The following is a 13,332-nucleotide window of genomic DNA, read 5'->3' as shown; positions in this document are numbered from 1 at the left end:
CCAGGGCCAGGGCCCGCTTGCGTCTTGCTTCACCCATCGGGTGAGTCTGCAGGATCGGCTCAAGTGCTTGTCAGCATTGGCCCGCTGGCCGTCTCACGGGGTAGTAACTGCCGGATTTAGGATCAGTCGCCGATGTGCAGCACGAAGCGCGCATCGCGGTGCTTGATGCGCCAGCCCTCGGGCTCGCGCGTGAACCGGTCCTCGAACTCGCCCACCAGCTGCCGGCCCTGCGCGCGCCGGCCCTGCGGGCCATCCGGGTCGGCGCTGGAGCCGGTCCACAGCAGCACGTAGCTCAGCGCCCGGGCGCTGGTCGGCGACTCCACCTCGACCAGCGTGTTCGTGACCAGGTGGCGCGTCATGCGCTCCGCCGGCCGCTGCGCATAAACGGCCTGGATCGCGTCCCGGCCCTGCAGCGGCTGGGCGTTGGGCCGCACCAGCACGCCGTCCACGGCGAACAGCTGCGCCAGCCCCGCCGCGTCCCCCGCATCGACGCAGCGAGCCGCGCGCAGCACCAGCTCGCGACAGGCCCGATCGATCTCAAGGCGTTCGGTGGTATCCATCAATCGCGTTTCCTTCATCCAGTGCCCAGGAGGCAGCTGGCAAGAATGGCACCGCCCGGCCCGCGCCGCCAATGTGGCCCGCAGGGCAGGCTATGCATAATTCTTATGAGAAGTTGAGGAGAGCAGCGATGGGCACGGCAGCCCCGCCGGAAACGGCACCGACGCGCCCATGGGCCGTACCGCGGCTGACGGAGCGCATCCGCTCGATGCGGGTCCTGTTGGCGGTGGCCGGGCATGGCAGCACGGCGCGCGCGGCGGAGGCGATCCACCTGTCGCAGCCGGCGGTGGCGCGCTCCATCGTCGAGTTGGAGAAGGCCTGCGGGCTGGAGCTGTTCGTGCGCACCGCGCGCGGCATGGTGGCCACGCAGCCCGGCACGCGGCTGGTCGGACGCACCGGGACGGTGTTCGAGCACCTGGCTTGCGGCGCCGCGGAAGCCCTCGCCGCCGCCCCGTCCACGGCGCGGCAGCCCGCGTCGCCGGAGCGCTTCCCGAGCGTGGTGTCCGCCGGCAGCCTGCGCGCGCTGATCGCGATCACGGCCTGCGGCAGCGAGGCCAGCGCGGCGCAGTCCCTGGGCGTGACCCAGCCGGCCGTGCACGCGGCGCTGCAGGCGCTGGAGCAGGTGCTGGGGGTGCGCCTGTTCTACAAGATGGCCGCCGGCACGCGGCTCACGCCCGCCGGCGAGGCGCTGCTGCGGCGCGTGAAGCTGGCGCTGGCCGAGATCAAGGCCATGGAGAACGACCTCGCCGCCTGGCGCGGCGACATCCGCGGGCGCATCGTGGTGGGCGTGCTGCCGCTGTCGGTGTCCATGTTCCTGCCGCGCGCGATCGAGGCCCTGGTGCACGAGCATCCCAACATCGCGATCCAGATCGTCGATGGCACCTACGAGAGCCTGGTGCAGCAGCTGCTCAGCGCCGACGTGGACGCCATCGCGGGCGCACTGCGCGGCGACACGGCGCGCGACGAGATCCGGCAGCTGCACCTGTTCGACGACGAGCTGGCCGTCATCGCACGCGCCGGCCATCCCTGTTTGAAGCGCCGCGCCCTGCGCCTGAAGGACCTGCTGCAATGGGAATGGGTCACGCCGCTGCCGGGGACGCCGGCGGACCGGGCCCTGGAGGAGCTGTTCCGATCCGAGGGCCTGGAGCCGCCGCAGCAGGGCTTACAGGCCAGCAGCCCGGCGCTGACCCAGGCCTTCGTGATGCAGACCGGCCGGCTGGCGCTGGCCTCGCGCGGACAGGTGCTGGCCGAGAACCACGGCGGGCAGCTGTGCATCGTGCCGCTGGCGCTGCCGTCCACGGCGCGCCGTATCGGGGTCACGACGCGCGCCCTGGGCGAGCCCGCGCATGACCTGCAGCTGTTCCTGCAGGCGTGCCAGGCGGCGGTGGCGAGTCCTGCTTGAAGCCCGGCGGGCCGCCGGCCCAGTCCGACTCGCGCTTGCCAGTGAAGTATTCCGTTCGTCCTGAGGTATCGAAGGATGAACGGCCCCTGCCGTGAGTCAGGCCGCGAGAGCCTCACGGATTCGTCCTTCGATACCTCAGGACGAACGGGTCATTTCACAAGCAAAAAAGAACTCGAATCACTCCTTCATCCAGTCCAGCAGCGCCCGCGATACCGCCTCGGGCTGTTCCATCGTGCTCATGTGGCCGCTGTCCTCGATGGCCACGAGACGCGAGCCCGGCACCAGGGCCTGCATCTCCTCGTGGCGCGACAGCGGGCTCCAGGCATCCTGGCGTCCGCAGGCCAGGAGGGTGGGACAGCTCAGCGCCCGCAGCACCGGGCGCGCGTCGGGCCGGCCCAGCAGCGCGTTGATCTGGGCCTCGAAGATCGCCGGCGTCTGGCGTTCGATCATGTCGAGGATCTCCTCGAACAGTGGCGTGTCCAGGCGCGAGGGATGGACCATGCCGCGGGCCCATTCGCGTCCCATCGCGCGCATGCCCTTGGCCCGGGCCACCTGCAACAGCGCCATGCGCTTGGCACGCTCCTGCTCGCCCGCGCCGCCCTGGGCCAGCGGGTCCATGCCGGTGTCGAGCAGGGCCAGGCGCTCGACGCGCTCCGGCGCCAGGCGCACCACTTCCAGCGCCACGCGGCCGCCCATCGAATGCCCGGCCAGCGAAAAACGCTGCGCCGGCGCCGCCTCCAGGACGCTGCGCGCCATGGCGGTGATGGACGCCAGCTCGCCATAGGACGGCACCACGCAGTCCGCGAAAGCCAGCGCCTGGCACTGCTCGCGCCACACGGCGGCATCGCACAGCAAGCCGGGCAGCAGCACCACACAAGGTCGGGTCATCCTCTGTTTCTCCCAAGCCATCGCGGCATGAACACACCTGCGGCGCGAGGCCGCGTCACAGATCCAACACCAGCCGCGGCGACTTGGCGCGCGAGCAGCAGGGCGTGAACTGGTCGTTGGCCGCCTGCTCCTCGGGCGTGAGGTAGGCGTCGCGGTGGTCCACCTCGCCCTGCAGCACGCGCGTGAGGCAGGTGCCGCACACGCCCTGCTCGCACGACACCAGGATCTCCACGCCCGCCTCGGCCAGCGCCTGCGTCACGGTCTTGTCCGGGGCGATGGCGATGACGCGGCCCGAGCTGGCGAGCTGCACCTCGAAGCTGCCGTCGTCGGCGCGCGGCGCGGCGTCGGCGCCGGAGAAGAACTCCCAGTGCAGCTGCGCCTCGCCCCAGCCCTGCGCCCGCGCCGTGCCCAGCACCGCGTCCATGAAGCCCTTGGGACCGCAGACGTAGAGGTGCGTGCCGGGCTGCGCCTGCATCAGCAGCCCGGGCAGGTCCAGGCGCTGCTCGGCGTCGCCGTCGTCGAAGTGGAACTGCACCCGGTCGGCAAAGGCCGACTGGCGGATGCGCTCCAGGAAGGCGGTGCGCTCGCGCGAGCGCGCGGCGTAGTGCATCTCGAAGGAGGCGCCCATCACCGCCAGGCGCTCGGCCATGCACAGGATCGGCGTGACGCCGATGCCCCCGGCCAGCAGCAGGCTCCTCTTGGCCTCGTGCGCCAGCGCGAAGTGGTTCTTGGGCGCGCTGATGCACAGGGTGTCGCCCTCGTTCACCGCGTCGTGCACGGCGATGGAACCGCCGCGCGAGCCCGGGTCGCGCAGCACGGCAATCAGGTAGCGGTGCGTCTCGGCCGGGTCGTTGCACAGCGAGTACTGGCGCACGATGCCGCCGGGCAGGTGCACGTCGATGTGCGAGCCGGCGGAGAAGCCCGGCAGCGCGCCGCCGTCGGCGGCCACCAGCTCCAGGCTGCAGATGTCGGTGGCCTCGATCGCCTTGCGCGCCACCCGCACTTCCATCGTTGCGCCCGTACCGCTCATTGCGCCGCCTCCGCCACGCCGGTGGCACTGGAGGCATTGGCCTTCGCGGCCGTCTCCTGCGCCAGGACGCGGTCGATGACGCGGCGCGACTGCACGCCGCCGGCGTCGATGTTGAGCATCAGCAGCTTCCTCTCGGGCCAGGTGCTGAGGTTGGCCTGCTGGCGCTCCAGCATCTGCAGGTCCTCGCCGAAGACCTTGCGCTGGCCCTCGCGGATGGCCACGGTCAGCGCCGGGTCCTGCGGCTTGAAGTGCCGCGCCATGCCCCAGAAGTAGTGGTGCGAGGTCTCGGTCTCGGGCGTGATGAAGTCCACCACGATGGCGTAGACCTTCTTGTCCGCCGGCGCGTCGTAGCCGCCGTGGCCGGCCAGCGCCACGCCCACCTCGATCATCACGTGCGTGGGCGGGTTGAAGTGGCAGATCTGCCAGCGGTCCACGCGCTGGTCATCGGGCAGCCCGTGGCCGCGCAGCGCCAGCTTCCAGAACGGCGGCGCCTCGGGCAGCTCGTTCATGAAGCGGCTGGTGATGACGTGGTCGCCCTCGACCTTCGTGGTGCACGGCGTCTCGTCGATCTCCTTCTGGCCGATGGACGTGGAGTGCACGTAGGTCTCGTGCGTGAGGTCCATCAGGTTGTCGATCATGAGCCGGTAGTCGCACCTGACGTGGTAGTAGCCGCCGCCGTAGGCCCACTCGGGATCGTGGGCCCAGTGCAGCTCCGGGATGAGCGCGGGGTCGGCCTGGTCCTTGTCGCCGGGCCACACCCAGATGAAGCCGTGGCGCTCCACCGTGGCGTAGCTCTTGATGCACGGGAAGCCGCGCACACGCTGGCCCGGCATGGCGACGGCCTTGCCGTCGCAGCCCATCTCCAGGCCGTGGTAGCCGCACACGAGCTTGCCGTCGGACACGTAGCCCAGCGACAGCGGCGCGCCGCGGTGCGGGCAGAAGTCCTCCACCGCGGCCGGGCTGCCGTCGGCCTGGCGGTAGAAGACGATGGCCTCGTTGCAGACCTTGCGGCCCAGCGGCTTGCCCTCGATCTCGTCGGGCTTGCAGGCGACGTACCAGGTGTTCTTCAGAAACATGGGATGGCTCCTTGAAGAAGTGATGCGGGCGTGCCCCTTTGGGGCCGACGTCGTGTCAGTGCGCAGCCGCGGGCCGCGACTGGCCCGGCGCGGTACGGCCGGTGCCGATGGCCAGCACCGCCAGGGCCCCGGCCACCAGCGGCAGCGCGTAGGCGTAGTAAAGGGATGCGGGCTGCCAGCCGCCGTCGAGCAGCATGCCGGCGATCAGCGGGGCCAGGATGGCGCCGATACGGCCGATGCCGATGGCCCAGCCCAGGCCGGTGGTGCGCACTGCCGCCGGGTAGGTCACCGGCGCGAAGGCATAGAGGCCGGCCATCGAGGCGAACAGGAAAACGCCCATGCCGAAGGCCGCCGCGAAGGCCAGGCCCAGGGCACCGGAGACGGCACCGAACAGCGCGGTGAACACCGCGTAGATCAGGAAGGCCCCTACCGTGAGATGCACCAGCCGCACGCGGACGGCCAGTGCGCCGAACAGGCTGCCGCCGACGATGCCGCCCAGGTTGATCAGCACGCCGCCCGTGACGCCCTGCTGCGCCGACAGGCCGGCCTGCACCAGCAGCTTCGGCGTCCAGCTCAGCGAGAAATAGACGCTGAACATCAGCAGGAAGAAGGCGCTCCACAGCATCAGCGTGGGGCGCGCCAGGCCGTTCTTGAACAGGCCGGCCACGGCATTGCCCTGGGCCGCCGCCACGCCGGCCGCGGCCCGCTCGGGCAACTGCTGCAGGCGCGAATGGCCCATGAAGCCCAGGATGCGGTTGAGCTTGTCCAGCGCATGCGCCGGACGGCGCGCGATGAGGAAGTCCACCGACTCGGGCAACCGCCACAGCACGATCGGAATCATTACTGCCGTGGCCAGCCCGCCGAAGACGAACACCGAGCGCCAGCCGTAGTGCTGCAGCAGCCACGCGGCCACTAGGCCGCCCAGCGTCGCGCCGATGGGATAGCCCGTGGCCTGCAGCGCCACGGCGGTGCTGCGCCACTTCAGCGAGGAATACTCGGCCGTGATGATGCCCACGCTGGCGAGCATGCCGCCGATGCCCACGCCGGTGAGCCCACGCAGCCCGACGAGCTGCATGTGGCTCTGCGCCAGGCCCGACAGCAGCATGCCCGCGGCAATGACGATCAGGCACAGCAGGATGACGGGCTGGCGGCCGATGCGGTCGGCCACCGGCGCCACGAACAGCGAGCCCGCGGCCATGCCGAACAGGCCGGCGCTGAACAGCAGCCCCAGTTGCGCGCCGTTGAGCTTCCACTCGGCGGCCACGCTGGAGGCGGTGAAGGCCATCACCAGCACGTCGAAGCCATCGAGCATGATGAGCATCACGCAGATCGCCACGGCGACCCACTGGAACCGGGTCATGACGCCCTCTTCGAGCGTCCTTCGGATGTCTGTCATACAAGTCCTCTACGGAACAGGTTGTCTCACTCCGTCCTTGGCGGGCGACGCCACTCGGATGCCGTCACTGCGCAGGAACCGCAGCCTGGTTTGATGGTCTGGACGACCCACCGGGCGGTGCGCCGTCGCTGCCTTGTTTCTGCGGGCCGAAGCATCACAGTTCCCCTTGGCAGCAGCCAATGCCGTGTAGGGGCGCTGCTATGTGTTTTGCTTATGACCACTGCCGCATCGCTCTGCCGGCCCTTGGCGGGGATACGCAGCACCTGTCCCGGGACGCCGCAATCCGCGTGCCCAGGCGCAACCGCGGCGCCCCGGGAAAAGCCCGAGACTCCACCGCAGGCCGGCGACCAGCAGAAGGAGCAGACGGCGCAGCGGATCTGCAAGCTGCTGCTGATGCATGCGCAGCTGGAGGAAGAACTTCTCTACCCGGCGGCCCGCCAGGCGCTGGGCCGGAACGACCTCATCGAAGAGGCCAAGGTCGAACACGCCAGCGCGCGCGACCTGATCAAGCAGATCCAGGGCATGGACCCGTCGGAAGAGCTGTACGACGCCAAGGTCAAGGTGCTCGGCGAGTACACCAAGCACCATGTGCAGGAAGAAGAGAACGAGCTCATCCCGCAACTGCAGCAAAAGGGCGGGCTGGATCTCAGCGCCCTGGGCCGGCAGATGATGACGCGCCGCCAGGAGCTGATGCAGCAGATGGGCGTGCAGGAGCAGCAGTCGGCGTAGCGGACAGCGGCCCGACCCCTTTGATCTCAACCAGATGCGTGAAAACGCCCGTCATGCCCGCTTGCGCGGCATGACGGGCGTTGCTTCAGCAGCGCTCAGCACCGCAGGCCAGGACGCCAGGGCACTGGCGCGTCTTCATCAGCGAGTGAAGGTTCCCGCCACAGCCAGGTCCCTGGGTGCCGAGGACTTGCCGGCATAGACCGTGTAGGCGCCCGCCGGGGTGACCCACTGGTTGGACGTCTTGCTCCATGCGCTGAGCGGGTGGTTGCTTGCCGCCGGGTTGATCGAGATGACGACGTCCCGGGAAGCGCCCGGCGCCAGCTCGACCTTCTGGAACCCGACCAGGCGCTTCGGCGGCTGCTCCATGCCCAACGCGCTGGCGCCGGTGGGCAGTGACAGGTACACCTGGACGACCTCCGAGCCCGTCACCTTGCCGGTGTTGCTGACCTTGACCTTCACGTCATAGGCCTTTGTCGAGTTGTTCAGCGCCACGCTCGGCGCGGTGACGGTGAACGTGGTGTAGGCCAGGCCATGGCCGAAGGGGAAAGCCACGCAGGGGTTGCTGCCGTTCACCACCGTGCACTCGCCGCTCTTGTTGGCGTCGTACCAGCGGTAGCCGATGTGCAGGCCTTCGCTGTAGTTGACCGTCTGCGTGCTGCCGTCGGCGCTCACCACGCCGGGGAACTGCTCCAGGCTCGCGTGGTCGAGGAAACCCTTGCCGGCGACCGGGAAGGTCACCGGCAGCTTGCCCGAAGGGTTCTTCACGCCGAACAGCAGGTCGGCCACGATGTTGCCGTCCTCCTGGCCCGGGAACCAGGCTTCCAGGATGGAGGGGCCGGCCGTGCCGACCAAGTCCGGGTCCATCGCGATACCGGCGTTGTCCTTGAGCACCAGCGCCGTCTTCTGGACCATCGTGCGCCCCGTGGTCGAGGCCGTGGTCATGATCGCCTTGATCATGGCCACCGTCTGGCTGTTCTTGACGGCATTGGCACCGGTGAGCGTCGCATACGCGCTGGAGCTCGACGTCGCGTACCAGTCCAGGCTGCTGCCGTCGGAGGGCCTGGCGCCGGCGGCGAGCGGCACGGTGGTGGAGGCCGCCGTGCTGCCGTCGGCCATGGTGGCGCGGTCCGCGCCCTCTTCCGAAACGGTGCCCGCCATCACCACCACGGCGTCGGCCGCTGCCGCGGCCGCCAGCGCCTCGTCGAAGGACACCGAGCGGCCGTCGATCGTGGCGCTCGCGTTGGCATCATCAACCAGGATGAGCTGGACGGCGGCCGTGGTGTTGCCCAGCGCCTTGAGCGTGTTCCTGATGCCGTCGATGGGCGCCACCGTGTAGTTGGGCACGACGTCCGAGCTGCCACCGCCCGCGCCCATCGGCTTGCCCACCAGCGAACCGCCGGCTACGGCCTGCTGGGCGTAGACCTGGGACGCCTTGCCGACCAGAACCACCTTGCGCACCGTGGAGGCGATGGGCAGCGCACCGTTGTTCTGCAGCAGCACAGCCGCCTTCGTGCCGATGTCGCGCGCCACCTTGCCGTTGTTGGCGAAGTCGATGGCCGTCTGCACCAGCGGGCGGTCGAAGATGCCCATCTTGAACATCTGCGTGTAGCGGCGCTCCAGGGCCTTGTCGATCATGGCCGTCGTGATGGAGCCGGAAGCCAAGGCTGGGGTGAGCTTGGCCGGCGCCCACTGTTGCGGGATCGGCATCTCATGGTCCATGCCCGCCTGCATCGTGCCCACGGTGCTCTTCATGGCGAAGAAGTCCGACTGCACGTAGCCCGTGAAGCCCCAGTCGGTGCGCAGCACGTCGGTGAGCATCTCCTTGCTTTCGCAGGACTGCGCGCCGTTGACATAGTTGTAGGCGCACATGATGGAGCCCGGCTTGCCGTCCTTCACCGCCATCTCGAAGGGCAGCAGGTACAGCTCGCGCAGCACCTGGCGGTCCACCGTTTCCTGCACCTTCTGGCGGTTGGTTTCCTGCTCGTTGGCGACGAAGTGCTTGGGCATCGCGATCAGGCCCTTGGCCTGCACGGCCTTGGTTTCGGCCACGCCCATCACGCCCGTGAGGTACGGGTCCTCGCCGAAGTACTCGAAGTTGCGGCCCAGCACCGGAATTCGCGCCAGGTTCAGGCCCGGCGCCTCGAAGACGTGCAGCGCCAGGTTGTTCATCTCCGTGCCGATCACGTCGCCGTACGCGGCAGCCACGGCCGGATCGAAGGACGCGGCAGCCGAGATCGCGGACGGCAGCGCCGTCGCCTTGGCGGAGCTGGGATGCGTGTACGCGACGGTGAAGCTCTTCGTGCCCGCCTTGACCTCGTCGTACAGGCTCGCCGCCACGCAGTCGTTCTGGCCCACGCCGACCGGACCATTGGTGATGCGCAGGGTCGGGATGCTCAGGGCGGCGATGCCCGTCACGTGGCGAGCCCCGTAGCACCCCGGCAGTTCAGGGATCAGTTCCGGCATGCTGCCCGTGAGCTGCTGCAGCTTCTGCTCCAGCGTCATTGCCGCGAGCAGCAGCTTGGCACGCCGGTTGGCCACCGCCTCCTTGGCCGTGTCGGTCGCTGCCGTCTTCTGCTCATTGATGGTGGCCATGGCCATCCATGGCTGGACGCCTGAAGCGGGCGCCGAGGCCGCTACCGCAGCCGGCTCAGCCTCGTCCGAGCCACCGCAGGCCACCAGGCCCATCGAAAGAACCGCGCTGACCGCCATGGCGAGCGGGGTCTTCCTGGCGAAAAACCGGGGTTGCATCGTTGTCTCCTTTGAATTGATGGAACAGGCTTTGTTGACGCGGCCAGGAGCTGTCACGGCGAAACTGAATAAAACCAGGCATGTATCCGAAGATTGCACCGGGTCATGCCGAGGAAATCACAGGCTGAAATCGAAAATAATTCGAATTTCCCGGTATTCAGCTGCAAATCTCATTAAACCGCTGGCACCTCGACAGTTCACCAGAGCAGCAACACTCAAGTCCAATACAAAGTTTGTGAGGTTCGATACTTTTTCCGTAAGCAATTGGGACTACCCCCAACCCAACTTGCACACCGCCCTGATTTCCAAGGCGTCAAAAACATTCGATGACTGCACCGCGATGGCGCACCACCCTGTGAACTTTGAAAAACCGCGGGTTCCCATTGAACGCACCAGCATGCCGCAGGGCGCCAAATGAAAATGCGCCGCGGCAGCGGCGCATTTTCCTGATTTGAAAAGAATCTGATTTCGCGCACAGCGCGCGTCAATTCCGGGCGGCGGTGGTCATCTGAACATGCCGGGCAGCCACATCGAGAAGGCGGGCACGTAGGTGACCAGGGCCAGGCAGATGCCCAGCGCGCTGTAGAAGGGCAGGATCGACTTCATCACCTGGCCCACCGAGATGTTGCCGATGGCGCAGCCCACGAACTGCGTCACGCCCACGGGCGGCGTGTTCAGGCCCAGCGCGCAGTTGATGAGCATGACGATGCCGAACTGCACCGGGTCCATGCCGAACTGCATGGCGATGGGCAGGAAGATGGGCGTGCACACCAGGATGGTGGCGGCCATGTCCAGGAAGGTGCCCAGCACGAACAGCAGCAGGTTGATCATGAAGAAGATCACCAGCGGGTTGTCCGTCACCGACTGCATGAGCTCGCCGGTCTTCTGCGGCACCTCGTACAGGGCCATGAAGTAGCCGAAGGCGCTGGAGATGCCGATGAGCAGCAGCACCACGCCGGTGGCCTTGCAGGCCTTGGCGCAGGCCTTGAGGAAGTCCTTCCAGGACAGCGTCTTGTAGACCAGGGCCGTCACCAGCACGGCCCAGAACACGGCCGTGGCCGCGCTCTCGGTGGCGGTGAAGATGCCCGAGAGGATGCCCGCGAGGATGATGACCACGATCAGCAGCCCCGGCAGCGCGCCCAGGAAGCTCTTGAGCACCTCGCCCCAGCCGGGGAAGCCGCCGCGGATGGGATAGCCGCGCTTGCGCGCCACGTAGTAGGCGGCGCCCAGGTTGCACGCGGTCAGCAGGATGGCCGGGATGATGCCCGCCAGGATCAGGCTGAGGATGCTCACCGAGGCGATGCCGGTGGTGGCCAGCGTGAAGATGATGAGGTTGTGCGAGGTGGGCATGAGCACGCCCACCAGCGCCGAGTGCGTCGTGACGTTGACGGCGTAGTCGGCGTCGTAGCCCTCCTTCTTCATCAGCGGGATCATCACCGAGCCCATGGCCGAGACGTCGGCCAGCGCCGAGCCCGCCACGCCGCCAAAGAGCGTGCAGCCCACGACGTTGCTCATCCCCAGGCCGCCCCTCACGTGGCCGACAAGGCTGTTGGCGAAGCGCACGATGCGGTCGGCGATGCCGCCGTAGAGCATGAGCTCGCCGGCGAAAACGAAGAACGGGATGGCCAGGAAGGAGAACACCTGCATGCCGCCCACCATCTTCTGGAAGACGATCTCCACGGGCATGCCCGAGTACAGCACCGTGGCGATGGAGGCCAGGCCGATGGAAAACGCCACGGGCACGCCCAGCACCAGCAGGGCGGCGAAGCTCAGGGTCAGGACGGTCAGTTCCATGCCGGCACCACTTCCTCATCACGCACGAGCGCGATGATGTGTTCGATAGAAAAGAGAACGATCAGCACGCCGGCCACCACGAGGGCCAGGTAGTCCGCGCCCACGGGCACGCCCAGCATGGGCTTGATGTCGCTCCACTTGAGCGTGGTCCACAGCCAGCCGCTCTTGGCCATGATGGCGCCGAAGAGCACGACGAAGCCGTGGATGAGGATCTCCAGGCGCAGCCGCCAGGCTTCAGGCAGCAGCGACACCAGCGACTCCAGCCCGATGTGGCCCGCGTCGCGCACGCCCACCGCCACGCCCAGTGCGGTGATGTAGAGCACGAGCTGCAGCGCCAGGGCCTCGGCCCAGGTGGGCGTGTCGTTGAAGATGTAGCGGCCGACGACCTGGAACTGCACGCACAGGATCAGGGCGATGAGCCCGATCACGGCCAGCACCAGGCTGGCCTTGGAGAGAAAGGCGCAAAAGCGCGAGTAGAGGTGGGTGGAGGGCGGCCGGGTGTGGTCGGCCTCCAGCGGCGTACCGGTGGCGGCGTTGACGTTTTCGTTGTCCGCGACGGTGGCCGGCAGGGCGGCAGGGGAACTCATGGAGACTCCGGGACGGCACGCGCAGCAGCGCGCGCAACAAGGGCTTCCATGCCTTCTTGCAAAGGCATGGTGCTCATTTCATGCAGGCACGGCGGCGCGCCGGGCGCCGCCGCGGCGGCTTACTTGAGGTCCTGCGCCGCCTTGACCAGGCGCTGCAGATCCGGCGTGGTCACGAACTTGGCGTACACCGGCTGCATTGCGGACTGGAAGGAGGCCTTGTCGACGTTGTCAACGATCTGCACGCCGGCAGCCTTGATGGTGGTCAGCGACTTGGCCTCCTGCTCGGCCCACTTCTTGCGCTGGAACGCCACCGACTCCTTGGCCGCGGCGCGGACCATGTCCTGCTCGGCCTTGGGCAGCTTGTCGAACACGGCCTTGCTGATGAGCAGCACTTCGGGCGCCATCGAATGCTCGGTGTGCGAGAACACCTTCGCGGCCTCGAAATGCTTGGAGGTCTCGAATGAGGGGATGTTGTTCTCGGCGGCGTCGATGATGCCGGTCTTGAGCGCGGTGTAGACCTCGCCGTAGGGCATGGGCGTGGCGTTGGCGCCCATGGCGGCGGCCACCGCCACCCATACGTCAGACGGTTGCACGCGGATCTTCATGCCCTTGGCGTCGGCCAGCGTGCGCACGGGCTTCTTGGCGTAGATGCTGCGCGCGCCGCTGTCGTAGAAGGCCAGGCCCACCAGGCCCTCATGCTCGCAGCCCTTGAGGATCTCCTCGCCCACCGGGCCGTCGAGCACCTGGTGCATGTGCTCGATGCTGTTGAACAAGAAGGGCAGCGTGGGCACCAGCGACTTCGGGCACATCGAGTTCAGCGAGCTGATGTTGACGCGGTTCATGTCCAGCGCGCCGATCTTGACCTGGTCCAGCGTCTCCTTCTCGGTGCCCAGGGCGCTCTTGTTGAAGACCTTGATCTTGTACTTGCCGCCGCTCTTCTGTTCGAGCACCTGGCTCATGTACTTCACGGCCGCGACGGTGGGGTAGTCGTCGCTGTTGTGCACGTCGGCGGAGCGGAATTCCTTGGCTTGCGCGCCAAGGACGGTCAGCGTGGCCATCGCAGCCAGGGCAATCTGCTTGATCATGGTTGGTGTCGGTTGAAGTTGGCGTGTGGCGAAATGAGC

12 protein-coding genes are annotated in these 13,332 nt (G+C 67.9%); 3 read left to right on the top strand and 9 right to left on the bottom strand.

The genetic code is table 11. The annotated features are described in order from the left end of the window. Positions 1-122: 122 nt before the first annotated feature. Positions 123-560: a nuclear transport factor 2 family protein gene (locus HHL10_RS28045; protein WP_169163720.1), complete on the bottom strand. Its 438-nt coding sequence runs from the start codon at positions 558-560 to the stop codon at positions 123-125. A gap of 128 nt (positions 561-688) precedes the next feature. Between HHL10_RS28045 and HHL10_RS28040 the strand changes: the two genes are divergently transcribed. Further along, positions 689-1,960 (top strand): LysR family transcriptional regulator, encoded by a 1,272-nt coding sequence (locus tag HHL10_RS28040; protein WP_169163719.1) that lies wholly within the window; start codon positions 689-691, stop codon positions 1,958-1,960. Between the two features lie 177 nt (positions 1,961-2,137). Here HHL10_RS28040 and HHL10_RS28035 read toward each other — a convergent pair whose 3' ends face one another. The 4 genes from HHL10_RS28035 to HHL10_RS28020 are packed head-to-tail and all read right to left on the bottom strand — an operon-like array spanning position 2,138 to position 6,350. Next, positions 2,138-2,848, bottom strand: a complete 711-nt coding sequence (locus HHL10_RS28035; protein ID WP_169163718.1) for an alpha/beta fold hydrolase — start codon at positions 2,846-2,848, stop codon at positions 2,138-2,140. A 55-nt stretch (positions 2,849-2,903) separates the two neighbouring features. Next, entirely contained in the window at positions 2,904-3,878 is a 975-nt protein-coding gene (locus HHL10_RS28030; RefSeq protein WP_169163717.1) for a PDR/VanB family oxidoreductase, read from the bottom strand. Continuing rightward, positions 3,875-4,954 (bottom strand): Rieske 2Fe-2S domain-containing protein, encoded by a 1,080-nt coding sequence (locus HHL10_RS28025; RefSeq protein WP_169163716.1) that lies wholly within the window; start codon positions 4,952-4,954, stop codon positions 3,875-3,877. Before HHL10_RS28025 ends, HHL10_RS28030 begins: the two co-directional genes overlap by 4 nt. 55 nt (positions 4,955-5,009) lie before the next feature. Further along, complete coding sequence (locus tag HHL10_RS28020) at positions 5,010-6,350, bottom strand: MFS transporter (protein WP_169163715.1); 1,341 nt, start codon at positions 6,348-6,350, stop codon at positions 5,010-5,012. 93 nt (positions 6,351-6,443) lie between these two features. Here HHL10_RS28020 and HHL10_RS28015 point away from each other — a divergent pair, with 93 nt between their 5' ends. After that, positions 6,444-7,079 (top strand): hemerythrin domain-containing protein, encoded by a 636-nt coding sequence (locus HHL10_RS28015; RefSeq protein ID WP_310734694.1) that lies wholly within the window; start codon positions 6,444-6,446, stop codon positions 7,077-7,079. A gap of 138 nt (positions 7,080-7,217) precedes the next feature. On the opposite strand, the gene HHL10_RS28010 is transcribed toward HHL10_RS28015, so the two are convergent. Further along, complete coding sequence (locus tag HHL10_RS28010) at positions 7,218-9,671, bottom strand: beta-glucosidase (RefSeq protein WP_235971846.1); 2,454 nt, start codon at positions 9,669-9,671, stop codon at positions 7,218-7,220. Between HHL10_RS28010 and HHL10_RS28005 the strand changes: the two genes are divergently transcribed. Further along, positions 9,670-10,245 (top strand): hypothetical protein, encoded by a 576-nt coding sequence (locus tag HHL10_RS28005; RefSeq protein ID WP_169163713.1) that lies wholly within the window; start codon positions 9,670-9,672, stop codon positions 10,243-10,245. The two genes, HHL10_RS28010 and HHL10_RS28005, sit on opposite strands and share 2 nt — an antisense overlap. 86 nt (positions 10,246-10,331) lie before the next feature. On the opposite strand, the gene HHL10_RS28000 is transcribed toward HHL10_RS28005, so the two are convergent. The 3 genes from HHL10_RS28000 to HHL10_RS27990 form a co-directional block, all read right to left on the bottom strand. Then, positions 10,332-11,621: a TRAP transporter large permease gene (locus tag HHL10_RS28000; RefSeq protein ID WP_169163712.1), complete on the bottom strand. Its 1,290-nt coding sequence runs from the start codon at positions 11,619-11,621 to the stop codon at positions 10,332-10,334. Further along, the gene (locus tag HHL10_RS27995) at positions 11,612-12,208 is read right to left on the bottom strand and encodes a TRAP transporter small permease (protein ID WP_169163711.1); all 597 of its coding nucleotides are present in this window, start codon (positions 12,206-12,208) and stop codon (positions 11,612-11,614) included. Before HHL10_RS27995 ends, HHL10_RS28000 begins: the two co-directional genes overlap by 10 nt. 119 nt (positions 12,209-12,327) lie before the next feature. Continuing rightward, positions 12,328-13,293: a TRAP transporter substrate-binding protein gene (locus tag HHL10_RS27990; RefSeq protein ID WP_169163710.1), complete on the bottom strand. Its 966-nt coding sequence runs from the start codon at positions 13,291-13,293 to the stop codon at positions 12,328-12,330. Positions 13,294-13,332 lie beyond the last annotated feature (39 nt).

The sequence above is a fragment of the Azohydromonas caseinilytica genome (genome assembly GCF_012927045.1).
In the GTDB taxonomy this organism is placed as follows: Bacteria; Pseudomonadota; Gammaproteobacteria; order Burkholderiales; family Burkholderiaceae_C; genus Azohydromonas; species Azohydromonas caseinilytica.
This window is presented reverse-complemented; position numbering and strand designations above follow the sequence as displayed.